Source organism: Sinomonas sp. P10A9, assembly GCF_041022165.1.
GTDB lineage: Bacteria > Actinomycetota > Actinomycetes > Actinomycetales > Micrococcaceae > Sinomonas > Sinomonas puerhi.
Genome location: NZ_CP163302.1, coordinates 2584533 through 2608700, shown reverse-complemented (window position 1 = coordinate 2608700; position 24168 = coordinate 2584533). Strand labels below are relative to the sequence as shown.

The 24168-nt window shown below is 70.1% G+C and carries 18 protein-coding genes and 1 tRNA gene; 8 read left to right on the top strand and 11 right to left on the bottom strand.

All coding sequences use genetic code 11. The features are described 5' to 3' along the window. Window positions 1–31 precede the first annotated feature (31 nt). Entirely contained in the window at window positions 32–505 is a 474-nt protein-coding gene (locus AB5L97_RS11900; RefSeq protein WP_369044820.1) for a Fur family transcriptional regulator, read from the bottom strand. Window positions 506–642: 137 nt separating this feature from the next. Here AB5L97_RS11900 and AB5L97_RS11895 point away from each other — a divergent pair, with 137 nt between their 5' ends. After that, window positions 643–1314 carry an MBL fold metallo-hydrolase gene (locus AB5L97_RS11895; protein WP_369044819.1) on the top strand — a complete coding sequence of 224 codons (672 nt, stop codon included), beginning with the start codon at window positions 643–645 and terminating at the stop codon, window positions 1312–1314. Between the two features lie 18 nt (window positions 1315–1332). On the opposite strand, the gene AB5L97_RS11890 is transcribed toward AB5L97_RS11895, so the two are convergent. Continuing rightward, the gene (locus AB5L97_RS11890) at window positions 1333–2409 is read right to left on the bottom strand and encodes a PLP-dependent cysteine synthase family protein (protein ID WP_369047423.1); all 1077 of its coding nucleotides are present in this window, start codon (window positions 2407–2409) and stop codon (window positions 1333–1335) included. A gap of 132 nt (window positions 2410–2541) precedes the next feature. Here AB5L97_RS11890 and AB5L97_RS11885 point away from each other — a divergent pair, with 132 nt between their 5' ends. Both AB5L97_RS11885 and AB5L97_RS11880 read left to right on the top strand, forming a co-directional pair. Continuing rightward, entirely contained in the window at window positions 2542–3462 is a 921-nt protein-coding gene (locus AB5L97_RS11885) for a sulfurtransferase (protein ID WP_369044818.1), read from the top strand. A gap of 116 nt (window positions 3463–3578) precedes the next feature. Continuing rightward, window positions 3579–4007 (top strand): HIT family protein, encoded by a 429-nt coding sequence (locus tag AB5L97_RS11880; RefSeq protein WP_307957627.1) that lies wholly within the window; start codon window positions 3579–3581, stop codon window positions 4005–4007. A 28-nt stretch (window positions 4008–4035) separates the two neighbouring features. Here AB5L97_RS11880 and hrpA read toward each other — a convergent pair whose 3' ends face one another. Then, window positions 4036–8169, bottom strand: coding sequence for an ATP-dependent RNA helicase HrpA (gene hrpA, locus AB5L97_RS11875; protein ID WP_369044817.1), 4134 nt, complete (start codon window positions 8167–8169; stop codon window positions 4036–4038). Between the two features lie 68 nt (window positions 8170–8237). On the opposite strand from hrpA, the gene AB5L97_RS11870 reads away from it, so the two are divergent. Then, window positions 8238–9002, top strand: a complete 765-nt coding sequence (locus AB5L97_RS11870) for a DJ-1/PfpI family protein (protein ID WP_369044816.1) — start codon at window positions 8238–8240, stop codon at window positions 9000–9002. On the opposite strand, the gene AB5L97_RS11865 is transcribed toward AB5L97_RS11870, so the two are convergent. From AB5L97_RS11865 to benA, 6 genes are all read right to left on the bottom strand, one after another. Continuing rightward, complete coding sequence (locus AB5L97_RS11865; protein WP_369044815.1) at window positions 8957–11917, bottom strand: helix-turn-helix transcriptional regulator; 2961 nt, start codon at window positions 11915–11917, stop codon at window positions 8957–8959. The two genes, AB5L97_RS11870 and AB5L97_RS11865, sit on opposite strands and share 46 nt — an antisense overlap. An 88-nt stretch (window positions 11918–12005) precedes the next feature. Beyond that, entirely contained in the window at window positions 12006–13466 is a 1461-nt protein-coding gene (locus AB5L97_RS11860) for an MFS transporter (protein ID WP_369044814.1), read from the bottom strand. 198 nt (window positions 13467–13664) lie between these two features. After that, window positions 13665–14516, bottom strand: coding sequence for a 1,6-dihydroxycyclohexa-2,4-diene-1-carboxylate dehydrogenase (locus AB5L97_RS11855; protein WP_307957411.1), 852 nt, complete (start codon window positions 14514–14516; stop codon window positions 13665–13667). Then, complete coding sequence (gene benC, locus AB5L97_RS11850; protein ID WP_307957412.1) at window positions 14513–15589, bottom strand: benzoate 1,2-dioxygenase electron transfer component BenC; 1077 nt, start codon at window positions 15587–15589, stop codon at window positions 14513–14515. The genes AB5L97_RS11855 and benC overlap by 4 nt, the downstream gene beginning before the upstream one ends. A 14-nt stretch (window positions 15590–15603) precedes the next feature. Beyond that, window positions 15604–16122, bottom strand: a complete 519-nt coding sequence (benB, locus tag AB5L97_RS11845) for a benzoate 1,2-dioxygenase small subunit (protein ID WP_307957413.1) — start codon at window positions 16120–16122, stop codon at window positions 15604–15606. 35 nt (window positions 16123–16157) lie between these two features. Beyond that, entirely contained in the window at window positions 16158–17540 is a 1383-nt protein-coding gene (gene benA / locus AB5L97_RS11840; protein WP_307957414.1) for a benzoate 1,2-dioxygenase large subunit, read from the bottom strand. Window positions 17541–17808: 268 nt separating this feature from the next. Between benA and catA the strand changes: the two genes are divergently transcribed. After that, window positions 17809–18666 carry a catechol 1,2-dioxygenase gene (catA, locus tag AB5L97_RS11835; protein ID WP_374049262.1) on the top strand — a complete coding sequence of 286 codons (858 nt, stop codon included), beginning with the start codon at window positions 17809–17811 and terminating at the stop codon, window positions 18664–18666. A gap of 402 nt (window positions 18667–19068) precedes the next feature. Here catA and AB5L97_RS11830 read toward each other — a convergent pair. Next, window positions 19069–19141: transfer RNA gene (locus AB5L97_RS11830), tRNA-Arg, on the bottom strand. Between the two features lie 120 nt (window positions 19142–19261). Then, window positions 19262–19504 (bottom strand): DUF2630 family protein, encoded by a 243-nt coding sequence (locus AB5L97_RS11825; protein WP_307957416.1) that lies wholly within the window; start codon window positions 19502–19504, stop codon window positions 19262–19264. A gap of 86 nt (window positions 19505–19590) precedes the next feature. Between AB5L97_RS11825 and AB5L97_RS11820 the strand changes: the two genes are divergently transcribed. The 3 genes from AB5L97_RS11820 to lysA are packed head-to-tail and all read left to right on the top strand — an operon-like array spanning window position 19591 to window position 24125. After that, window positions 19591–20883 carry a CynX/NimT family MFS transporter gene (locus AB5L97_RS11820; protein ID WP_369044813.1) on the top strand — a complete coding sequence of 431 codons (1293 nt, stop codon included), beginning with the start codon at window positions 19591–19593 and terminating at the stop codon, window positions 20881–20883. A gap of 5 nt (window positions 20884–20888) precedes the next feature. Beyond that, the gene (gene argS, locus AB5L97_RS11815; RefSeq protein WP_369044812.1) at window positions 20889–22547 is read left to right on the top strand and encodes an arginine--tRNA ligase; all 1659 of its coding nucleotides are present in this window, start codon (window positions 20889–20891) and stop codon (window positions 22545–22547) included. Between the two features lie 3 nt (window positions 22548–22550). Next, the gene (gene lysA, locus AB5L97_RS11810; protein ID WP_423246785.1) at window positions 22551–24125 is read left to right on the top strand and encodes a diaminopimelate decarboxylase; all 1575 of its coding nucleotides are present in this window, start codon (window positions 22551–22553) and stop codon (window positions 24123–24125) included. Window positions 24126–24168 lie beyond the last annotated feature (43 nt).

The following is a 24168-nucleotide window of genomic DNA, read 5'->3' as shown; positions in this document are numbered from 1 at the left end:
TCCCGCCTCAGGCGGGGCCCGCCGTCGTCCACTAGGGCCTCGTTGGAGCGCCACCGGCGGCCGCGCTGCCCCCGGCGGTCCCGGGAGTACCCTCGCGCGCGACGATGAGGGTGCACTCGGGGCAGAGCCCGAAGATCTCGACTGTGTGCTCGACCGCCGTGTAGCCATGCTCGCCGGCGACGCGGCTCGCCCACGTCTCGACCGCCGGCGCCTCGACATCCACGGCCTTCCCGCACCGGCGGCACACGAGGTGATGGTGGTGTCCCGTGGCCTCGCACCGGCGGTAGACGGCCTCGCCGTCGTCGCTGCGCAGCACGTCGACGAGGCCTTCCTCGGCCATCGACTGGAGGATGCGGTAGGTCGTCGCAAGGGAGACGGCCGTGCCTTGGTCGTGGAGCAAGCGGTGCAGCTCCTGAGTGCTCACGAAGTCCTCGAGCCGGTCGAGGGCTCCTGAGACTGCGAGCCGCTGTTTCGTCACACGCTGCTCGCGTGTCCGTTCTGCCACCGACCCCTCCTTGCCTTGTCCGGACAGCGCTGTTCCGGATCTGCTATTTCTGGATCTGCTGTGTCCGGACCTGCTGTCCGGGCCTGCATGCCTTCCGAGGCCTACCAGCTTAGCAAGAACGGTTCTAGACTTTCGGCGTGCGCATGACCAAGTACACCCACTCGTGTGTCCGGTTCGACAAGCCCGGGACGGATGGAGGCCGATCCACCCTCGTGGTAGATCCCGGGTCCTTCTCGGAGGTCGAGGAAGCCCTCGACGGTGCGCAGGCCCTGCTCGTGACGCACGAGCATCCCGACCACATCGACGTGGTGCGGGCCGCCGCAGCGCTCGAGAGCAGCGCTTCCCTCGAGGCCTGGGCGCCGGCGAAGACGGCCGGGCAGCTGACGGAGGCCGCGCCGTCGGCCGCGAGCCGGATCCACGTTGCAGAGCCAGATGCCGAGTTCGAGGCGGCAGGCTTCCACATCAGGACCTTCGGGAGCCAGCACGCCCTCATCCACGCGAGCGTGCCGGTGGTGGCGAACATCGGCTATCTGGTCGACAGCGAGGCGTTCCACCCGGGGGACTCGTTCACCGTGCCCTACGGTGTGGCCGTCCCAACGCTCCTCGTACCGATCCACGCGCCGTGGAGCAAGGTGGGCGAGGTGCTCGACTACGTCATCGCGGTGCGCCCGCAGCGGGCCTACCCCATCCACAACGCGCTCCTGAACGATCTCGGGACCGGGCTCGTCGAGGGCCACGCCCAGCGGATCTCGGGCCTCTACGGGACCCAGTTCGCGCATCTCGCGCCGCGCGAGTCTGTCGAGCTCTGAGCGAGACACTGGCCGCGGTCAACCGCGCCAGCGGCCCGTCGCGAAGAAGTCCGCGAGCAAGGTGCCGTGGTGTTCCGGGTCCAGCCCGTGGGCCTCGAGCCACGCGTCGTCGCCGTACGAATTCCGGTACCGCGCGCCGCCATCGCACATGAGCGTCACAATGCTGCCGCGCTCACCGTTCTCGACCATCTCCGCGACGAGCTGCCACACGCCCCAGAGGCTCGTGCCCGTGGAGGGGCCGGCGGTGAAGCCGAAGCGCGCGGTGAGGTCCCGCATCGCGGCGACGGACGCGCCGTCGGGCACCCTGAACATGCGGTCGACGATCCGCGGATTGAAGCTCGGCTCGAGCCTCGGCCGGCCGATCCCCTCGATCCTGGACGCGCTGCCGACCGCCGGAGCACCGGATTCCCAGCTCGGGTAGAACGCCGAGTTCTCGGGATCGACCACTGCCAGCTGGGTCGCGAGCCGTCGGTAGCGCACGTACCGGCCGATCGTCGTGCTCGTGCCGCCCGTTCCGGCGCCGACGACGATCCATCGGGGCACCGGATGGGGCTCGAGCGCCAACTGGTCGAAGATCGTCTCGGCGATGTTGTTGTTGCCGCGCCAGTCCGTGGCCCTTTCGGCGAACGTGAACTGGTCCAGGTAGTGCCCGCCGCTTTCCCGGGCGAGCCGCGCAGCCTCCCCGTAGACCTCGGACGCCGACTCGACGAAGTGGCACGTGCCGCCGTACTGCTCGATGAGCGCGATCTTCTCTTCGCTCGTCCCGCGCGTCATGACGGCTGTGAACGGGATGCCGAGGAGCCTCGCGAAGTAGGCCTCGGAGACCGCCGTGCTCCCGCTCGAGGCCTCGACCACCGGCGTGCCCTCACGGATCCACCCGTTGACGAGGGCGAAGAGGAAGAGCGACCGGGCGAGCCGGTGCTTGAGGCTGCCGGTGCGGTGCGTCGACTCGTCCTTGAGGTAGACGTCTACGCCCCACTCGCGGGGCAGCGGGATGCGGTGCAGATGGGTGTCGGCGCTGCGATGTGCGTCGGCCTCGAGGCGGCGGATCGCCTCGTTGGCCCAGGCGCGGTCTGGCAGGGCGCGATCGGGCAGGGCGCGGTCTGGCACGGCGCGGTCAGAGGGGTCGTGGCTGGCGGCGCGGGGGTCCATTCGGACAGCGTATCCGTCTCGTGCACGTGCCTCTCCGCCGTGCCCCCCGCGCGGTGGCGCGGCTAGGGTGGGGTCATGGGCGCAGAACAGGTTCTCTTGGCGGCGGATGATCTCGCAGCACTCCTCGCGGCCGGCACGCCGATCGTGGTGCTTGACGTGCGGTGGGCCCTGGGCGGCCCGGATGGCCGCGGGGAATACGAGGCGGGGCACATCCCGGGCGCCGTGTTCGCCGACCTCGAGACGGAGCTTGCCGCACCGGTGGCCCCCGGGAGCGCAGAGGAGGCCGCGGGCGGGCGCCACCCCCTCCCGACGAGGGAGGCCCTCGAGGACTCGGCGCGTCGGTGGGGGATCGACGACGGCGACGCGGTGGTCGTGTACGACGCGACCTCGGGCCAGGCAGCGGCGCGTGCGTGGTGGATGCTGCGCGACGCAGGCCTCGCCCAGGTGCGGATCCTTGACGGCGGCCTCGCGGCATGGACACGAGCCGGCGGGGAGCTCGAGGCCGGCCGCCGTGAGGCCGAGCCCGGCACGGTCACGCTCGGCGAGGGGCACATGCCGCGGATCGACGCGGCCGCGGCGGCCGCCTTCGCCGCACCGCGGCCCTCCGGGATCGGCGGTGTCCTCCTCGACGCGCGCGCGGCCGAACGCTACCGGGGCGACGTCGAGCCCGTGGACCCGCGCGCGGGACACATCCCCGGCGCTGTGAGCGCGCCGACGTCGGGCAACCTCGCCCCGGACGGGACGTTCCTGCCAGCCGAGGCCCTGCGCGAGCGGTACGCGCGCCTCGGGGCCGTGGCCGGGGAACCGGTGGCTGTCTACTGCGGCTCGGGCGTCACTGCGGCGCACGACGTCGCGGCGCTGGCCATCGCGGGCATCGACGCGGCGTTGTACCCCGGATCGTTCTCGCAATGGTCCCGTGACCCATCCCGGCCCGTGGCCGTGGGGGACGGCCCCGGCGCGGCTGCCGGACCGGATGCGATAGCGTCGGACCGATGAACCCCGGACGGCCCGTCATCCCGGGCGCGGACAAGATCCGCGCAGACCTTGTTTCGGCCACCGCGACGCGGGACTCGCGCACGGCGGGCACCCAGAACATACCTGACAGGAGAGCCATGAGCACGCTGTTCACCCGGATCATCGAGGGCGAGCTGCCCGGACGCTTCGTCTGGAAGGACCCGGACGTCGTCGCCTTCCTGAGCATCGGCCCCCTCGCGGACGGGCACGCGCTCGTGGTACCGCGCGCGGAGGTCGACAAGTGGACCGATGCCTCGCCCGAGCTTCTCGCGAAGGTCACGCTCGTCGCGCAGACCATCGGCCGGGCACAGATGGAAGCCTTCGGTGCTCCGCGCGCCGGCGTGATCATCGCGGGCTTCGAGATCAATCATCTGCACCTGCACGTGTGGCCGTCGTTCTCCGAGGCCGAGTACGACTTCAAGAAGGTCCAGCAGAACCCGGATCCCGCCGTCATGGACGCCGCGGCCGAGAAGATCCGTGAGGCCCTGCGCGCCGCTGGACACGGCGAGAACGTCCCCGCCGCCTAGCCTCGCCTCGCCGAGGTGCCTCATCCCGTCAGGCTGGGGCGAGCGCCTCGCCGAGGGCCTGCCGGACTCGCTTCTCCGAGACCCTCCCGGCCGTGCCGAGTTCGACGGCGAAGAGGCTCACCCGGAGCTCCTCGATCATCCAGCGGACCTGCTCGAGCAGCCCCTGACTGCGTCCCGTTGGTGCGAGCGCGGCGACCGCGTCGTCGTAGTCGTCCTCGAGGGCCTGGACAGCAGCCATGGCGACGGCGTCGCGCTGGACGTTCGTGGGCAGCTTCTCGAGCCGCCGCTCGATCGCGCGGAGGTACCGCGGCAGGTGCTCGAGCTGAGCGTAGCCCGTCTGTGCTACAAAGCCCGGGTACACGAGCTGCTCGAGCTGGGCCTTGATGTCATTCAGCGCGCTGATGAGCGCGAGGCTCGTGGTGCCCTTGAGCGCCTTGGCGATGCGCGCCGAGGCCGCGAGGACCTGCTCGACGATCGCCGTGACCTTGAAGACGGTGTCGATGAGCTCGGCGCGGACATCGTCGAAGAGTGCGTCGAACGCCGCGCGGTCCCACGGGAGTTCGGTGGGGACGAGACGGTCGATCGCTGCGAGCGAGCAGTCCGCAATGAGGTCTGTGACGGAACCGTGCGGGTTCTGGCTGAACGTGAGCTTCTCGCGGTTGTTGAGGTGCTCGAGAACGTACCGGTCCGGCGGCGGGATCCGCACAGCGAGGAGGCGGATGACGCCGTCCCGGTGGGCGCGCAGCTGGTCCTGACTGGTCTGGAACACGCGGAGGCCCACCGTGCCGCGGGGCGCGGCCTTGGTGCGGCCCTCATCGATGAGCGCGGGGTACCCGGTGACCGTGTGACCGGCGACGACGGTGCTCGCCGTCCGCGGAACCGTGCCGACGCTCCAATCGGTCAATCCACTGCGCTCGGCTAATCCGCTGCGCTCGGCGAGGCCCGAGCGGCCGGTGGGGGGCGCCGTCGTGCGCGCATCCGGTGACGTCGCGCCACCACGGGGTGATGTCGTGCCCGCACGGGGTGACGTCGCGCCACCACGGGGTGACTTCGGCGCGGCGGTCGCGGGGGTGGCGCCGAGGGACTCCGCGATCGCTCGGCGGGTGGCGGGTGCGAGCTGCTCCTGGAGGGCCACGAGGTCCTTGCCTGCGCCGAGGACCTTTCCCGTCGGGTCGACCACGCTGAAGGTCATCTTGAGGTGCGGTGGGACGGCGTCCCAGTTCCACGAGCCGGGCGGGATGATCTGCCCCTTGAGCCGGCGCAGCACAAGCTCGAGGGACTCCTCGAGAGAGTCGCCGGCAGGGTCGAAGTCGGTGTCGAGGGCCGCGACGGACTGGCGCGCGACGTCCGGCGCGGGCACGAAGTTCTTGCGGATCTGCTTGGGCAGGGACTTGATGAGCGCCGTCACGAGCTCGACGCGCTGGCCGGGGATCTGCCACCGGAACGGCTCGGGCTCGAGCTGGTTGAGGAACAGGACCGGAACCTCGGCGGTGACGCCGTCCGTCGGATCGGGAGTGCCCCCCGGGGCGACGGGATGGAACTCGTAGGCCAGCGGCAGATCGAACCCGCCCTGCCGCCACACCGTCGGGTAGGCGGCATCGGCGGCCTCAGCGGTGCCTGCCGCCGCCTCGCCGAGCACGAGCGCGCGGTCGAAGTCGAGCAGGTGTTCGTCCTCGTGCCGCGCCTTCTTCCACCACGCGTCGAAGTGCCGCTCGGACACGACATCGGCCGGGACGCGGGCGTCGTAGAACTCGAAGAGCGTCTCGTCGTCGACGCGGAGGCCGCGGCGCCGTACGCGCGTCTCGAGCTCGTCGACCTCCTCGAGCAGCTCACGGTTGCGCTTGAAGAAGTGATGGCGCGTATTCCAGTCGCCCTCGACGAGTGCGTGGCGGATGAACAGCTCACGTGCCAGCTCGGGATCGACGCGGCCGTAGTTGATGCGGCGGTGCGCGACGAGCGTCACGCCGTAGAGCGTGACCTTCTCGAACGCCTGGACTGAGCCGGCGCGCTTGGACCAGTGCGGCTCTGAATAGCTGCGCTTGACGAGGTGCGGGGCCACGAGCTCGCCCCACGCCGGGTCCATCTTGGCCGCGGTCCGTGCCCACAGCCGGCTCGTCTCGACGAGTTCGGCCGCCATGACGAACGTGGGGTTCTTCTTGAAGAGCGCCGATCCCGGGAAGATCGCGAAACGGGTGCCGCGGGCGCCCAGATAGTCCCGCTTGCGCTCATCGAGCAGCCCGATGTGGCTCAGGAGACCGGCCAGCAGCGACTGGTGGACGGCGTCATTCTTGCCCACCGGATCGGTATCTCGCGCCTGCCCCAGCGAGATTCCGAGCGGCCGGGCGAGCTGCCGGAGCTGCGTGAAGAGCTCCTGCCACTCGCGCACCCGCAGGTAGTTGATGTACTCGGCCTTGCACAGGCGCCGGAATGCGGAGGAGGAGAGCTCGCGCTGCTGCTCCTGGAGGTAGTTCCACAGGTTCAGGTAGCCCGTGAAGTCGGAGTTCTCGTCCTTGAACCGCGCGTGCTTCTCGTCCGCGGCCTGGCGCTTGCCGGTCTCCTGTGACGGGCGCTCGCGCGGGTCCTGGATGGTCAGCGCCGCAGCGAGGACCATGACCTCGCGCGCGCAGTCGCGCCGTGCGGCCTCCACGATCATGCGTCCGAGGCGCGGATCGACCGGCAGCTGGGCGAGCTGATGGCCGACGGCGGTGAGGCCTCCTCGGGTGCCCCGCCTACCGGCGTCGACCGCGCCGCCGGCGCGCCGATCGCGGCGGTGAGCGCCGCCGTCGGGCGCTGCTTCGCCGGGGGCTCCCCCTCCATCGCCGGCCGAGCCGTCAGCGAGCGCGCCGAGTTCGCGCAGGAGGGTCACGCCGTCGTTGATCGCGCGCGACTCGGGCGGCTCGACGAAGGGGAAGGCCGCGACATCCTGGGGCCCGCGGGCGATCCCCATGGCTGTCATCTGGAGGATGACGGCCGCGAGGTTGGTGCGGAGGATCTCGGGGTCCGTGAACTCGGGCCGGGAGAGGTAGTCCTCCTCCGAGTACAGGCGGATGCAGATGCCGTCCGAGACGCGGCCGCAGCGGCCCGCGCGCTGATGTGCGGAAGCCTGTGAGACCCGCTCGATGGGCAGGCGCTGCACCTTGGTGCGGTGGGAGTAGCGCGAGATGCGCGCGGTGCCCGTGTCGACAACGTACTTGATGCCCGGCACCGTGAGCGAGGTCTCGGCTACGTTCGTGGCGAGGATGATGCGGCGCCTGCCGCCGGGGGAGAACACGCGGTGCTGCTCGGCGAGCGAGAGTCTGGCGAAGAGCGGGAGGATCTCGGCGCCGGCCATCCGCGGGTTCTTCTGGATGGAGCTCGCGAGGGCCTCTGCGGCGTCGCGGATCTCGCGCTCGCCCGAGAAGAAGATCAGGATGTCCCCGGGCGCCTCGCGGGAAAGCTCGTCGACTGCGTCGCACACGGCGTCGACGGGGTCGCGGTCCTCCTCGAGGGCGTCGTCGCTCGCGTTCTCCTCGTCTTCCGTCCCCGTGCCTGCAGGTTCGGCGACCAGAGGCCGGTACCGGACCTCGACGGGATACGTGCGGCCCGAGACCTCGACGATCGGTGCCGGCTCGGAGCTGCCGTCGGGGAGCTCGCGGGCGAAGTGCCGGGAGAACCGCTGCGGATCGATCGTCGCGGACGTGATGATGACCTTCAGATCGGGCCGCTGCGGCAGGATGCGCCTCAGGTAGCCGAGGATGAAGTCGATGTTGAGGCTGCGCTCGTGGGCCTCGTCGATGATGATCGTCGAGTAGCGCGTCAGGAGCTTGTCGCGCTGGATCTCGGCGAGCAGGATGCCGTCGGTCATGAGCTTGACCTTGGTCTCCTTGGACACCTCGCCCGTGAAGCGCACCTGGAAGCCGACCTCTTGGCCCAGTTCGACGCCGAGCTCCTCCGCGATGCGTTCGGCAACCGTCCGCGCGGCAAGGCGCCGGGGCTGCGTGTGCCCGATGAGCCCCTTCTCGCCGAGGCCGAGCTCCAGGCACATCTTCGGGATCTGGGTCGTCTTCCCCGAACCGGTCTCCCCTGCGATGATCGTCACCTGGTGGGCGGCGATGGCCTCCATGAGCTCGTCGCGGCGCTCGGAGACCGGGAGGTTGGCGGGGTACGTGATCGTCAGTGCCATGGCTGATCCAGTCTAGTGGTGGCACGCTGCGGACACGCCCTGTCCGCGTCCAGGCCTAGCCTCGAGGCATGGATACACGAACCGATGAGCGCACGACGGCGGCGGCCGCCGACCCTGTCAGCGCCCCCGCGAGGGTGCTCGTCTACCTGCCGGAGGGAATGGCCGACTGGGAGGTGGGGTACCTCATGAGCGCGCTGCGCCAGCACGATGTGACCGAGCGGGCCGCCGAGCTCACTACAGCGACGGCCACGGGCCAAGCGGTCGTGAGCATGGGCGGATTGACAGTCAGCCCGACGGCGGCCCTCGCCGACATCGTCGACGAGCGATTCGACGCGCTCGTCCTGTGCGGCGGCACATCGTGGTACGACGACGACGACAACGACAACAACAACAACGACGACGACAACAACAACGACGACAACAACGCAGCCGCGAACCGCGAGGTGCTCGACCTGGCGGGGCGATGCAAAGCCACGGGCACCTTGGTAGCGGCGATCTGCGGGGCCGTCGACGCGCTCGGCAGGGCGGGACTCCTCGACGATGTCGAGCACACAGGGAACGACCTCGGCCAGCTCGAGCGGTGGCCGGGATACCGCGGGAGCGCGCGGTTCGTGCGCGAGCCGCATGCGGTGAGTGGCGTGACGCCATCGGGCGGAGTGCTCGTCACGGCTGGATCGTGGGCTCCGACCGACTTCGCCGCCGCGGTCCTCGCTGAACTCGGGGCGCTATCGGCGACTCGTGCGGCCACTTGGCTGCGGTTCTGGCGGGACCGCGACGCGGCTGCGATCTACGAGCTGTTCGTGGCCGAGGACTCATCCGCCGGCGGACGGTAGACGGCGGCAAGCTCCGCACGCGAGCCGATCCCGAGCTTCGCGTAGATCCGTGTGAGGTGGTACTGGACCGTCTTGACGGACACGAACAGCTCTCGGGCGGCGTCACGATTGCTCAGGCCCGCCGCGACGAGGCGGGCGACGGCGGTCTCCTGGGCCGTGAACGCGGGCACCGACGGACCAGACGAGGAGCCGGTCTCGGGAGCCTGGGCGGGATGCGGGGCGCCGGGGTCGTGGCCACCCCGGTGTGGGGCTCCGGGTTGCTGGGTGCCTGGGTACTGGGCACCTGGGTGCTGCGCTGCGGGGTACTGCCCCACTTGGTGTTGGCCCCGCTGATAGTGGGGAGCAGTCCGGAAGATTCCGGTACCCGCGGCCTGGAGCTCACGCTCGCACCGCGCTACGTAGACCTGCGCCCCGACGCCCGCGAAGGCGTCCCGGGCGGCGGCCAGGACCTCGGTCGCGTCGCGGCGCCGTCCGAACCGTCTCAGCGTCTGCCCGTAGGCGAACCGCCCGCGGGCCGTGTTGTAGGGCAGCGGCAGCCCATCCAGCGCCGCGAGAGCGCCCTCGAAGCACGCGACCGCGTCGTCGAGCGACCCCTGCGCGCCGAGGATCCGGCCCCTCACGTACCCGAGGCGGGCGATCGTGCTCCGGTGTTCCGCCGATCGTGCGGCGGCCTCGAGCGGGCGCAGGAAGGCGTCCGCGTCGTCGATGCGTCCCGTCATGACGAGCGCGTTGGCGTACACATCCTGCCAGGGCCAGAACCCCGGCGCGTCGATGCCCCGCGACCGGTCCATTCGCACGATCGGCTCGAATGCCCGCAGCACCCCGGCGTAGTCGCCCAAGCTTTCGGCGACCGCTGCCGCTGCGAGCGCACCCGCCAGATGCATGACGGGGTAGGCCTCAGGCCCAGGCTGGGCGAGCCTGCTCTGCTCTGCAGCCTCGGCCGAGTCGCCGCGCAGCGCGTGGATCTGCGCGGCAGTGAAGTGCAGGATCGGGGCCAGGAGGTCCATTCCCACGGGCGCATTGAGGGTGATCCCGGTGCGGGCGGCGGCGAGCGCCTCGTCCCAGCGGCCCACCGAGAACTCGGCGCGGGCGAGCCACGCATAGGCCCACAGGGTGATGCGCAGCGAACCGGGGCTGCGCGCCGAGGTGATCGCCGCACGCAGCTCGAGCCGAGCCTCGTCCAACTCGTCGACGCCCAGCGCGAGCCAGCCGCGGCCGAGGTGGAGCCGCTGGTCGCGCGCTCCGAGCGTCGGAGTCGCCGCGAGCTCTTCGTAGGCGGCGCGTGCCTCGGCCAGACGGCCAGCCGAGCCGAGGCCAAGGCCGAGCATCGCGCGTGCCTCGACCCCCGCAGTACTGTCCGGGCCGGCAAGGCGCACGGCCGTCTCGGTCCAGTCCAGGAGGGCGGGGATGTCCCACTCCGCGAGGGAGTCGAGGACACGGTACTGAGCGATACGGGCGGCGAGGTCCGTGGAGCCGAGCGGGGGCCGCGTCTCCCACGCCCGGGCGAGAAGCGCCCCGGCGCGGCGGGCGTGGCCCTTGTGGATCGCGTAGTAGGCAAGCACGGCGTCCCTTGCCGCGCTCTGCGGAAGGGACTCGACGCGCCGGGCGAGCGGTGTGGCACTGGGGAGGTCGCCGGCGCCGACCATGGCCTCGGCAGCGCGCAGGAGGCGGTCCTCGCGGAGGGCGGGGTCCACATGCAGCTGGCTCGCCGCGACGAGTGCGTCCGCCACCGCACTCCAGTCGCCTTCGCCGGCCTCCTCGGCTGCGAGCCGATCTGCCTCAGCGGCCAGCCCGTCGTCGGGCATGACGGCCGCCGCGACCAGGTGCCGCAACCGGTCCCGCGTGGAGCCTGCGAGCTCGGCAGCGCGAGTGTGCAATGCGGCGCGCTCAGCCGGGCCAAGGGCCTCCTCGACGGCATCTCGCAGGAGAGGGTCGCGGATCGTGAGCTGGAGGGTTCCCGCGACGGTGCGGCATTCCAGAAGCCCGGCCGACCACGCGGCGTCGGCCGCGGCAAGGAGCGCCTCGGCATTGCCCTCGGGCAGGCCAGCGAGCTGGGCAGCTACCGCTCCCGTCGGCGTGCCACCGAGCACGCTGACCGCCTCGACGAGCGCGCGGGCGCCTGGGGGAAGCCGCGCGAGGGCGGCCGCCGCGCGGGCGGCGACGGATGGCACGACGGCGCGCGGCCCGTGCGCGGCGAGGCCTTCCGCGCCGATCGACTCGGCGCCGTTCGCCAGCGCCTCCAGTGCCAGTGCCGGGTTGCCCCGGCTCACCCGCCACAGCGCCTGAGTCGCCTCCGGAGTCAGATCCACCTTCGCGCGTGCCGCGGCGAGCTCGCGGAGGGCCTCGGGCGCCAGAGGGTCGAGAACGATGCGTCGGGCCCTCGCCGCGTCGGCGAACGCGGCGGCCGGGCTTCCAGGGAGCCTCCCCGCCGGGCCGTGCGTCGCCAGCACGACGAGTGGGTCATGGACGCGCCGCACGGCGTAGGCCAAAGCCTCGAGGGACAGCGTGTCGGCATGCTCGATCGCGTCGAGCACCACGAGCGCGGGCCCGTTCGCGGCGAGCCGAGAGAGCGCCTCGAGGGCCGCGCGGCCGGCAGGCAGCCACGAGGGCTGGTCCGTGTCCCGTCCCCAGGAATCCTCGGTCGGTCCGGCGTCTGCCGAGTACGCCGGTAGCACGCCGAGCTGCGCGAGGATGCCGCCACGGAGGCCGTGCTCCCACGCTGATGCCTCGGCCCGGCGTACCGCGAGCTCCGGGTGGCGCGCCGCGAACGCCTCGCAGAGGGCTGTCTTGCCGATGCCGTGCGGTCCTTCCAGCACGGCGCACTGCGCGGCCCCGGACGCGGCAACGCCCAGGAGCGTGTCCAGTTCGGACAGCTCCTGGGCGCGCGAGACCACGTCCTCGTGGGGTGTCAGCATTCCTCGACGGTAGTCGCCGCGGTCACACAATGCATCCTCAGGGACCCCGCGCAACCGTCACGGGTCCCGACCGTAGCGCTCAGCGGGATCACCGGACGGCGGGCTCCGGCTCGCCGTCGGGCACGGTGCCCTCGACAGGCGCGCTGTCCCCGCCGGTGGAAGGAACGCCAGCGGAAGGAACGCCGGTGGAGGCAGTTGCGCCGGAGCGGCTCGCAGCAGCGACGTCGTCGTGGGCCCGACCTCGCGGGCGCGGGACGAGGGCCGTCACGACGGCGCCGAGCAGCGCGACTACGGCGAAGAGGTAGAACGCCGTCTGGCCGGTCACGCCGGCGGAGAGCAGGAGGCCGCCCGCGAGCGGACCGAGGATCCCGCCGAGCCGCCCGAATCCGGCACACCACGCCACGCCCGCGGCGCGCGTCTGGGTCGTGTAGAAGTTCGAGACGAAGCCGTAGACGAGCACCTGCGTTCCGATGGTCCCGATCCCGGCGATGCCCACCGCTGTGAGGAGCACCGGGAATGGCATGTGGAACGTCAGCAGGACGAGGGCCACTGCCGCGAGGGCGAACGTCCCGGTGATGATCCGCTTCGGGCCCGTGCGGTCCACGGTCGCGGCCGCCGCGAGCCCGCCCACGATCGCCGCCGCGTTGAGCACGAGCAGGAACGTCAGGGAGTACGCCTTCCCAAAGCCGTATTGGCCCATGATCTCAGGAAGCCACGTGTTCAGTCCGTAGGTCAGGAGCAGTCCCGCGAAGCTCATGAGACCGAGGAAGGCGGTCGGAAGGGCGAACCGCCGCGTGGCCAGGCCCGCGAAGCCGGCGCGCTCGCCGCCGGCCGCGCCCGCCGCGGGGCGGGCCCGGTCTGGTGCCGCCTCTGGGAGCACGTCGCCGGCACGGCGCCTCAGCTCCTCGGCCTCCGGGCGCCGGCCGCGCGCCAGCAGCCACAGGGGGGACTCGGGCAGCTTGGCCACGGCAAGCGGGAGGATGACCGCGAGCGGAGCCGCGCCGATCAAGAAGAGCGGCCGCCAGTTGCCGCCGTTGTCGAAGGCAAGGGCGAGGACCGAGGCGAGCACGCCTCCTGCCGGCACTCCGGAGTAGACGATCGCATTGTAGAAGTTGCGTCGGTTCTTCGGCGCAAACTCGGCGACGATGGCGCCGGCGGTCGCTACGAGCGAGCCGACGCCGATGCCGGTGAAGAAACGGAACGCGCCGAACATGGTGACGTTGGTGGTCAAGGCCGTGGCAGCCATGCCGATCGAGAACCACGCGAGGGCCGCGAGCATGACCTTGCGGCGGCCGACGAAGTCGCCGATCGCGCCCGATGCGAGCGCGCCGACCATGACGCCGATGAGGGCGTAGCTTCCCAGGGCGCCGGCGCTCGCGGGGTCGAGGTGGCCGATCTGGCCGGGGTCCCTCAGGAGGCCCGAGACGACCGTGCCGTAGACGACAAGGTCGTAGCCGTCGAAGGTGAGGGCCGCCGCGCCCAGCGCGACAATCCATGCCAGGGTGCTGCGCTGACGCTGCCCGAGGGCAGCCTGTGCTGAAGATGACATGCAAGACTCCGATGTCTGTGCTGGGATCTGGAGCTGGACAACTGCTGGTAGTGCGTCATGATGCTCGGTCGTGCCTGGTGCTGCTGCTGGTGATTGGTGCTGCCGGTGGTACTCGTCACCCGGAACAGGCCGGCTGGTTCGACGCCGCCCCCGAACCCAGAGGTCCGGGGGCGGCAACGCTTGGGGGGTACCCAGGCCTCAGCCGAGGTCGCCTCCGGCCACGGGCAGGACCGTGCCGGTGATGTACGAGGCCTCGTCCGAGGCGAGGAAACAGATTGCCGCGGCCTGCTCGGCGAGCGTCCCATAGCGCTTCATGAGCGACGACTCGACCGTCTGGTCGACGATCTGCCGGTACCAGGCCTTCTCTTGGTCCGAGGCGGGAAGGGGGCCGCGCTGGACGGCGCGCGGCGGCGCTTCGGTCCCGCCCGGGGCTGTCGCGACGACCCGGACGCCGTGGGGGGCCGCCTCGAGGGCAAGCGCCGTGGTGATGGCGCGCACCCCGCCCTTGGACGCCGCGTACGGGACGCGGTTGACTCCGCGCGTTGCGACCGAGGACACGTTGACGATCGTCCCGGACTCCTGGGCGATGAGGTGGGGGAGTGCCGCGCGGCACATCCACAGCGTCGGGAAGAGCGAGCGGCGCACCTCCTTCTCGATCTCCTCTGGCGTGTAGTGCTCGTACGGCTTCGCCCAGATCGTCCCGCCGACGTTGTTGACCACGACGTCGATGCGCCCCGCCGAGGCGACCGCCGCCTCGACAGCCGCGAGCGCGCCGTCGAACGTCTCGAGATCCGCGGTCACGCTGTGCACAGGGATGTTGGGCACAGTCGTGCCGGCCGTGCGCACGCCGTCTGCGACCTCGTGGACGAGGCTCGCGCGGTCGACGAGTGTGACCTCTCCGCCCTCGGCGGCGATGCGCTCCGCGACGGACCGGCCGATACCCTGGGCCGCGCCGGTCACGACGACGGACTTGCCCGCGAACCGGCCGTGGTGGACCGAGGGAACCGAGGAGGCCGCCGTGTCCGGCCGCGAAGACGCGGTCGTCGTCATGCGGCGGCTCCCGCGAGGGCGGGGGCAGCGACGACGCCTACCGCGAACCGCTCGTAGTAGAAGTTGGTCGGGTCGATGCCCTCGCCGGTGAAGTACTTCCGCACGGCGTCGACCATCGCGGGCGGTCCGCACAGGTAGACGTCGACATCGCCGTCGTTGAGATGCCCCGGCAGCAGGTGCTGGGTCACGTAGCCCTTCTTGGGGTGGCCGGACGCGGGGTCGGCCACGATCGCGTCGAACGTGAAGCCCGGAATGGTCGCGGCGTAGCGCTCGAGCGCCTCGACTTCGACGAGGTCCTTGTCCCACGTGGCGCCGTAGGCGAGGTGGATCGGGAACGCGGGGACCACGCCGGATGCGGCGAGCTTCTCGATCTTCTCGAGCATCGCGAGCTGTGGCGCGATGCCCGTGCCGCCGGCCAGCATGAGCACGGGACGCTTGACGTCACGCAGGAAGAAGCTGCCCTTCGGGCCCTCGAGCGTGAGGGTGTCGCCCTCGGCCGCGCGCTCCCTGAGATACGTGGTCATGACGCCGTCAGGCGCGGTGCGGACGAGGAACGTGAGCTTCTCGGCCTCGGGGCCGCTGCTGAACGAGTAGCTGCGCTCCTCGTCGGTGCCGGGCACCTTGACGTTCATGTACTGGCCCGGGAGGTAGTTGAGCTTGTCGCGGTCCTCGACAGAGAGCGTGAGGCCTGCCGTGTTGTCGGCGTACCAGTGCAGCTTCTCGATCGTGGCCTGGAAGGTCCCGATCCCGCTCTTGGCCATCTCGGCGGTGCCCGAGACCCGCAGCACGAGGTCGCTCTCAGGCGTCATCTGGCAGGGGAGGCAGTAGCCGGCGTCGGCCTCGTCGTCCGTGAGCGCGTCTTCGATGTAGTCACCGCCATCGTACGTGCCGGACTCGCAGAAGGCCTTGCACGTCCCGCACGCGCCGTCGCGGCAGTCGAGCGGGATGTTGATGCGCGCCCGGTAGGACGCGTCGGCGACCGTCTGGCCGGGTGTCACACTGATGAAGCGCGTGACGCCGTCCTCGAATGACAGGGCAACGGTGTGGTTCACGGAATCATGGGCTGTAGTCATGTCCTCGCTCCTTCTCAGATGTGGTAGATGTCCACGACGTGGTGGATGTAGTCGTTCTTGAGAATGACCTTCTTCTTCGTGATGACCGGCTGGGTGCCGGCGAAGTCGACGGTGTAGAAGGAGACGCCGAAGTATGTGTCCACGGTGTTGTAGCGGTAGTAGAGCGTGAACCAGTTGAAGCGGACGTCGACGACGTCGCCGTCCTGGCGCAGGATCTCCACGTTGGTGATGTTGTGGCCCGTGCGCGGGTCCGGCAGGCTCGTGGCGCCCGAGCGCTCGGTCTTGATGCGGAAGACGCGGTCCTCGAGACCGCCGCGGTTGGGGTAGTAGATGAGCGAGATCTCGCGCTGCGGGTCCTCGGTGAGCGTGTCGTCGTCGGCCCACGCGGGCATCCAGAACTCGGCGTCGGGGTGGTAGCAGTCCACCCAGCGGTCGAACTCGCGGTCGTCCAGGAAGCTCGCCTCGCGGTAGAGGAACTGGCGCACGTCGTCGAGTCCGATCGTCCCGGGCTCGATCGTTGTCATGAGGGTCATCGAAAGTCTCTCCTGTCTCAGTGGTGTCGGAGGCGTCAGTTGGACTCGGGGGAGGACTGCTCGGCCTCAAGCTGCTCTTCGGCCTGGACGGCCGCCTTCATCCGCTCTCGCCAGTAACCGTGCTGGATCGGGTAGAGGCCCTCGTCCTCGGTCTTGGCGCCGCTCGAGATCGGGTGGAGCCCGAGGCCCTTGGCGGTCTCGTCGGGTCCCGTGATCTGGTGCATCTGGCCGCGGCTCATGTCGTTCCACGGCGCCGCGCCGGCGAGGTAGGTCTTCTGGCACGAGCGGAATTCCTCGAGGTCGTCCGGGGTGGCCATGCCGGTGGCGTTGAAGAAGTCCTCATACTGGCGGATGCGGTTGGCGCGGGCCTCCGCGGACTCGCCCTTCGGGGCGATGCAGTAGATCGTGACCTCGGTCTTGTCCACCGAGATCGGGCGGAAGTGCCGGATCTGCGAGCTGAACTGGTCCATGAGGTAGACGTTCGGGTAGAGGCACAGGTTGCGGGACGCTCCGATCATGAACTCTGCTCGTTCGGCACCGAACTGCGCGGTCCACTCGTCCTTCTTGTCGTAGTTCGGGCGGTCCTGGGGGTTGCCCCACCACATCCACAGGAGGAGGTGGCCGTGCTCGAACGAGTAGTAGCCGCCGCCCTGCTTTCCCCACGTGCCGGCGTCCATGGCCTTGGTCTCGTTCGTCGACTCGCCCGTGCCGCGGCGCGAGGTGGTGGCGGCGTAGTTCCAGTGCGTCGCGGAGACGTGGTAGCCGTCGGCACCGTTCTCGGCCTGGACCTTCCAGTTGCCGTCGTAGGTGTAGGTCGACGCTCCGCGGAGCACCTCGAGTCCCTCAGGGGACTGGTCGACGATCATGTCGATGATCTTGGTCGACTCACCCAGATGCTCTTCGAGCGGCTTCACGTCTGGGTTGACGCTGCCGAAGAGGAAGCCCCGGTAGGTCTCGAAGCGGGGCACCTTCGTCAGATCGTGCGAGCCCTCCTTGTTGAACTGCTCCGGGTAGCCCGCGCCCTTCGGATCCTTGACCTTGAGCAGCTTGCCGGTGTTCGAGAAGGTCCACCCGTGGAACGGGCACGTGAACGTGGTGCGGTTGTCCGTCTTGCGCCTGCACAGCATGGCTCCGCGGTGGCTGCAGGCGTTGATGTTGGCGTGGAGCTCCTCGTCCTTGCCGCGCGAGATTACGATCGGCTGCCGTCCGATGTAGGTCGTGAAGTAGTCGCCGACGTTCGGGATCTGGCTCTCGTGCGCCAGATAGACCCAGTTGCCCTCGAAGATGTACTTCATCTCGAGTTCGAACAGCTCCTCATCGGTGAAGATGCTGCGCTTGGCGCGGTAGGTGCCCGTCGACGCGTCCTCGATAAGTGCGTCAGAGAGCTGGGCGCGGACGTGGTCCAGGGTTTCCGTCATTGGTTCTCTCCCTTGCCTGTTGCCATCCACGACGTCCTCGTCGCGGGCTGTGAAAGATCCTGTCAACGAGTGAGAACAATCACACTGGGTATTTGCCTAGGGTTGACCAAGGGTGGTTTTGGAACGTGGGAGATATCAATTCAATAGAACTAGGTATTTGTGCAGACGCAATGAATGCTCCTAGCGTGAAGTCAGAGCGAGCACGAGTGCCGCCCATCACACTAGGTACCGGCACCAGCACCGGCACACATCATCAAGGAGGATGACCATGAGCCAGACAGCCACCGAATTCGACGCGAAGGCTGCCGAGTCCGGCAACAAGGCCACTGAGCGCTTCAAGGAGAGCGGCAAGCGCGCCGGCATCGACGTGCCGAAGGAGCGCGTTTCGCTGCTTGCCCGTGAGGTCCTCGAGGCCGTCTATTCGACGATCCGCGAGCACAAGGTCACGTACGCCGAGTACAACGCGCTCAAGGAATGGCTCATCTCGGTTGGCGAGGACGGCGAGTGGCCGCTCTTCCTGGACGTGTGGGTCGAACATGTGGTCGAGGATGTCGCGACCGAGAACCGGAAGGGCTCCAAGGGCACCATCGAGGGCCCGTACTACGTCCCGGACTCGCCGGCGCAGAACACTCCGGCACGCCTGCCGCGTCGCGATGACGAGCCCGGCACCGAGCTGACCTGGAAGGGCCAGATCCGCGACCTCGACGGCAACGGTCTGCCCGGCAAGGTGGAGATCTGGCACGCGGACGGTGCGGGCTTCTACTCGCAGTACGCCCCGGGGCTGCCCGAGTGGAATCTCCGCGGGACCGTCCTGGCGGACGAGAACGGCAATTTCGAGATCCAGACGATGCGTCCGGCCCCCTACCAGATTCCGACCGACGGCGCCTGCGGCAAGCTGATCGCCGCCGCAGGATGGCACGCGTGGCGCCCCGCGCACATCCACGTGAAGGTCTCGGCCCCGGGCCACGAGCTCATCACCGCACAGCTGTACTTCCCGGGCGACGCCCACAACGACGACGACATCGCCTCGGCCGTCAAGCCCGAGCTCATCCTCGACCCGAAGCCTGCTGCCGACGGCAAGGGTGAGGAGATGGTCTACGACTTCATCCTGGACCCCGAGGACTGAGCTCAGTCCGCGGACCCTCTGCACACAGGCGTGGGAAGGCCCAGTGTGGAAGGCCCGCAGCCGTGAGGAACGGGCAAGGCCCCGCCGTTGCACTCGGCGGGGCCTTGCCCGTTGGTTCTGCGCTTGCGCCTGCTGCCTTTGCCCGCCAGAGCTGTCCGGATCAGGCAGCTCATGCGACTTTGTCGGGGCGGTACCGGTGACCGGCGTCATGCCCCGCACGGGGTGACTTCGGCTGGGCACGGGGTGACTTCGGCCGGGCACGGGGTGACTTCGGCCGGGCACGGGGTGACTTCGGCCGGGCACGGGGTGACCTCGGCGTGGCAGGGGGTGACCTCGGCGGAGGAGTGGGGCGCCCCTGAAGACCACAGCACCCCCGGTCCGTGTGGACCGGGGGTGCAGCTGTGCCCTCGATAGGATTCGAACCTACGGCCTTCTGCTCCGGAGGCAGACGCTCTATCCCCTGAGCTACGAGGGCAGCTCGTCCAGCCGGTCTTCCCGGCGCGGGACTCATCGAGCTTAGCAGGTGCCCGGGCAGTCCATGCAAACGCCACGCGTGAGGGCCCGAGGCGCGATCGACGAGGGAGCAGCGCCTCGCCTACTCGCGGTAGTTCTCCACGACGCTCGCGGGACGCACGGCCGCCTCGCCCGGGTCCTCGCCGAACTCGCGCTTGGCACGCCGCTGGCGCAGGAGGTCCCAGCACTGGTCAAGCTGGGTCTCCACGTCGCCGAGGCGGCTCGCGGTGGACGCGTCATCCTCCGGGCCCGGAGTGTGGGCGGTCCTGAGGCGGTGTTCCTCGTCGATGAGCGATCGGATGCGGTCCTGGATGTCTTGGTCCATGCGCTCAGGGTACCCCCGCGCCTTTCCGCCCCGGCGGTGGTGGACGCGCTTACCGGGCGCGCCGCCTTCCGGTATACCGTCGGCTCGTGAACCAGAAGCGCGTGAGGGATGCAGCAGCTCGCCCATGGCGTGGCCGCCTGCTCGTGATGGCCGGCGTCCTCCTCGTCGCCTTCACCCTCCGCACCGCCGTGACGAGCGTGCCCCCACTGACGCCGCTGATCGGCGGGGAGATCCTCCCGCCGTGGCTCCTGGGCCTGCTCGGCATGGTCCCGACGGCCCTCTTCGGAGTTGCTGGCCTCCTCACGCCCCTCATCATGCGGGCGTGGAGCGTCGAGGCGATCGCGGTGGCCGCGATGGCGGTCTCGGGCGCCGGACAGATCCTGCGGGCCGGATCGGGGGAGACCGGACTGTTCTTCGCCGGCTCGATCCTCGCGCTCGCGGGCATGGGCGTGGGCAACGTGGTGCTCCCGCCGATGGTGAAGAAGTACTTCCCGGACCGCGTCGGGCTCGTCACCGCTCTGTATGTGACGGTCGTGAGCCTGGGCACCGCCGTGCCGCCGCTTCTCGCCGTCCCCGTGGCCGAAGCGGCGGGGTGGCGCACATCGATCGGCTGGTGGGCCGCGATCAACGTGCTCGCGATCCTTCCCTGGCTTCGCGTGTGGCCGCCCCGCGCTCGCGGTGGCATGGGGGCGGCAGCGGCGCAGGCTGCGCGCGACGCCGCGGACGCACCGCGCGTCGTTGTCCGGCCCTGGCGTTCTCCCGCGGCCTGGGCGCTGGCCCTGCTCTTCGGCTGCACCTCCCTGAACACGTACACGATGTTCGCGTGGCTCCCCACGATCGTCTCCGAGGCCGGCCTCAGTGCGGGCGCGGCCGGCTTCCAGCTTGCACTGTTCGCCGGTCTAGGCCTCCCGACGAGCCTCTTCGTCCCGGTGCTGGCAGGGCGTCTGCGCAACCCGTTTCCCCTCGTCGTCTTCGGACTCGCGTGCTTCGTGGGCGGGTACCTCGGGCTGTGGCTCGCGCCCGGCACGGCGACGTGGGTGTGGGTGAGCCTCGCAGGCCTCGGCCCCACGACGTTCCCCCTCGCCCTGGTCCTGGTCAACCTGCGCACCCGAACGCATCAGGCCTCCGGGGCTGTCTCCGGCTTCGCCCAGGGCATCGCGTACACGATCGCGTGCGCGGGACCCCTCGTGGCGGGGCTCCTGCACGAGGCCACCGGAGGGTGGACCGCGATGTTCGGTTTCCTCGCGGCCACGCTCGTGGTCCTGGGAGTCTCCGGATGGGTCATCTGCAGGCCGCATTTCATCGACGAGCAGCCCCGTGTCGTCGAGTTCGCAGAGCGTCCGCGGTTTCAGCCCGACGCCGCGCCGCCGGTAGGCTAGGGCGCGTGACTCCCGAAGAACTTTCCACCGCCATTTCCGCCTGCCTCGCCGACGCCGTGCGCGCCGGCGAGATCATCGTGGACGTGCCGGACGGAATCCGCGTGGAGCGGCCCAAAAACAGGGAGCACGGTGACTGGGCCACGAACATCGCGCTGCAGCTCGGCAAGCAGGCCGGCATGGCCCCGCGCCAGTTCGCCGAGGTCCTCGCGGCACGTCTGGCGTCGATGGACGGCGTCGCAGCGGTCGAGGTCGCCGGCCCCGGCTTCCTCAACATCACCCTCGACGCCGCCGCGGCCGGCGCGCTCGCCAAGGCCATCGTCGAGGCCGGCGCCGCGTACGGGACCACCGATGCGCTCGCGGGCCATGTGGTCAACATGGAGTTCGTCTCCGCGAACCCGACCGGACCGCTGCACATCGGCCACACGCGCTGGGCCGCGCTCGGCGATTCGATCGCACGCGTGCTCAAGGCCTCAGGCGCCGAGGTCACCCGTGAGTACTACATCAATGACGCCGGCAATCAGATGAACACCTTCGGGAACTCGGTCCTCGCGCGCCTTCACGGCCGCGACGTGCCGGACGGCGGCTACCCGGGGCAGTACATCGTGGATCTGGGCCACGAGGTGCTCACCGAACACCCCGACGTGCGCGAGCTCACCGACGAGGCCGCGCTGCCGATCGTGCGCGAGGCCGCCTACACGGCGCAGATGAAGGACATCAAGGACACCCTCGCCGCCTTCGGGGTGACGTTCGACGTCTACTTCTCCGAGAGGCAGGGGCTCCACGAGTCCGGCGCGATCGAGACGGCCGTCAAGCGTCTGCGCGAGCAGGGTCACGTCTTCGATTCCGAGGGTGCCGTGTGGCTGCGCACCACCGATTTCGACGACGACAAGGACCGCGTCCTCATCCGGGCCAACGGCGAGCCGACCTACTTCGCCGCCGATGCCGCGTACTACCTCTCCAAGAAGGACCGCGGCTTCACCGAGAAGGTCTACCTGCTCGGCGCCGACCACCACGGCTACGTCAACCGCCTCAAGGCGATCGCCGCGTGCGCAGGCGACGATCCTGCGGCGAACATCGAGATCCTCATCGGCCAGCTCGTCTCTGTCAATGGGGCCAAGCTGTCCAAGCGCGCCGGCAACATCATCGAGCTCAAGGACCTCATCGACTGGCTCGGCAAGGACGCGGTCCGCTATTCGCTCGCGCGGTACCCCGCCGACTCGCCGCTCACGCTCGACCCTGAGCTGCTCAAGAAGAACTCCAACGAGAACCCCGTCTTCTACGTCCAGTACGCGCACGCGCGCTCCCGCGGCGCGGCGAGGAACGCGGACGCCGCCGGCGTGTTCCGCACCGTCGACGGTCATGACGCGTTCGACGGCGCGCTCCTGACCCACGCCACGGAGAACGACCTCCTCGCGCATCTCGCCGCGTACCCCTCGATCGTCGCGAAGGCCGCCGAGTTCCGCGAGCCGCACCGGGTGGCCCGCCACCTCGAGACGATCGCGAGCGCCTACCACTCGTGGTACGACAACTGCCGTATCTCCCCGCAGGGTGACGAGGAGGTCACCGACCTCAACCGGACGCGCCTGTGGCTCAACGACGCCACGAGCCAGGTCCTCGCGAACGGGCTGGACCTTCTCGGCGTCTCCGCACCGGAGAGGATGTAGCCAGTGGCAGACCTGACTTCAGCGGGGGCGTCGCCGCTCGCCCCCGAGTGGCTCGCCGTCCCCGCGGACCTCAACAGGCTGGTGCCGGAGCTTTGGGCGCACGACGTCGCGCGGCGCCCCGGCGGTGGCGTCGCCTCCGGGGAACTGACGGTCGGAGGCCTGGGCGTCGGAGACATCAAGTCCGCGTACGGCTCGCCGGTGTTCGTCTTGAGCGAGCCGGACTTCCGGGCCCGCTCACGTGCCTTCAAGACCGCCTTCGATGCCGCGTTCGCGGACATCTGCGGGGGAGTGGACGTCTACTACGCCGGCAAGTCGTTCCTGTGCACGGCCGTTGCGACCTGGGTGCGCGAGGAGGGGCTGCGGCTCGACACGGCCTCCGGCGGCGAGCTCGCCGTCGCGGAGCGTGCCGGGACGCCGGGCGAGCTCATCGGACTGCACGGGAACAACAAGTCCGACGCCGAGATCCGACGCGCGCTCGACTACGGTGTGGGCAGGATCATCGTGGACAGCCTCGACGAGCTCGAGCGCGTGGCGCGCATCGCGGCCGAGCGCGGCACGGACACCCCCGGGGCCGTGGACGGCACCGAGGCCGCGCGTGCCAAGGTCATGCTCCGGCTCACCCCGGGCATCCACGCCCACACACACGAGTTCATCGCGACCGCGCACGAGGACCAGAAGTTCGGCCTCTCGATGGCGCCGGGCACCGCAGGTACAGGGTTGAGCGGCTCGGGCTTCGATGGCGAGACTGGCACAGCCAGCATGGCCGAGGAGGCCGTCGCGGCGGCCGCGGGCCACGACAGCATCGAGCTCCTGGGTGTGCACTGCCACATCGGCTCGCAGATCTTCGAGCCCGAGGGCTTCGAGGCCGCGGCCCTGCGGCTCATCGCGTTCGTCGCCGCCATGCGGGAGGCCTACGGGGTCGAGCTGCCCGAGATGGACCTCGGCGGCGGCTACGGCATCGCCTATGTGCCGGGGGACGCGCCACGACCGCCGGCCGAGATCGCGACGGCGCTCGCCGCCGTCGTGCGCGACGCGTGCGCACGGCACGGAATAACCCCGCCGCGGATCTCGATCGAGCCCGGCCGCGCGATCGTGGGTTCGACGACGTTCACGCTGTACGAGGTCGGGACGGTCAAAGACGTAGTCGTTGATGTGCCGGTCGTTGATGTGCCAGTCGTCGATGCACCGGGCGGCGCGACGGCGGGCCTGACTGCCGTCCGCCGCTACATCTCGGTCGACGGCGGCATGAGCGACAACGCCCGCCCCGTCCTGTATGACGCGGACTACTCGGTGGTCCTCGCGAACCGGACCTCGCACGCCGCGGCGCAGCTCACGCGCGTGGTCGGCAAGCACTGCGAGAGCGGCGATATCGTGGTCCGCGACGCCTACCTTCCCTCGGATGTGCGAGCGGGCGATCTGCTGGCGGTCCCGGGCACCGGCGCGTACTGCTGGGCGCTCTCGAGCAACTACAACTACCTTGCCCGGCCCGGCGTTCTGGCCGTCCGGGACGGCGCGGCCCGCTGGATCGTCCGTGGAGAGACCGAAGACGACCTGCTCTCCCGCGACATGGGCGTGTAGCCCGTGAGGGACGAGACAGTGAGCGAAGAGACAGAGGGAGAGA

Bases quoted from the DNA above. Each gene is read 5' to 3' on its own strand.
- benA (WP_307957414.1), bottom strand. From the start codon at position 17,540: ATGACGGAAACCCTGGACCACGTCCGCGCCCAGCTCTCTGACGCACTT.
- AB5L97_RS11855 (WP_307957411.1), bottom strand. From the start codon at position 14,516: ATGACGACGACCGCGTCTTCGCGGCCGGACACGGCGGCCTCCTCGGTT.
- AB5L97_RS11870 (WP_369044816.1), top strand. From the start codon at position 8,238: ATGGATACACGAACCGATGAGCGCACGACGGCGGCGGCCGCCGACCCT.
- AB5L97_RS11825 (WP_307957416.1), bottom strand. From the start codon at position 19,504: ATGGACCAAGACATCCAGGACCGCATCCGATCGCTCATCGACGAGGAA.
- benB (WP_307957413.1), bottom strand. From the start codon at position 16,122: ATGACCCTCATGACAACGATCGAGCCCGGGACGATCGGACTCGACGAC.
- hrpA (WP_369044817.1), bottom strand. From the start codon at position 8,169: ATGGCACTGACGATCACGTACCCCGCCAACCTCCCGGTCTCCGAGCGC.
- AB5L97_RS11885 (WP_369044818.1), top strand. From the start codon at position 2,542: ATGGGCGCAGAACAGGTTCTCTTGGCGGCGGATGATCTCGCAGCACTC.
- AB5L97_RS11860 (WP_369044814.1), bottom strand. From the start codon at position 13,466: ATGTCATCTTCAGCACAGGCTGCCCTCGGGCAGCGTCAGCGCAGCACC.
- AB5L97_RS11865 (WP_369044815.1), bottom strand. From the start codon at position 11,917: ATGCTGACACCCCACGAGGACGTGGTCTCGCGCGCCCAGGAGCTGTCC.
- catA (WP_374049262.1), top strand. From the start codon at position 17,809: ATGAGCCAGACAGCCACCGAATTCGACGCGAAGGCTGCCGAGTCCGGC.
- benC (WP_307957412.1), bottom strand. From the start codon at position 15,589: ATGACTACAGCCCATGATTCCGTGAACCACACCGTTGCCCTGTCATTC.
- AB5L97_RS11880 (WP_307957627.1), top strand. From the start codon at position 3,579: ATGAGCACGCTGTTCACCCGGATCATCGAGGGCGAGCTGCCCGGACGC.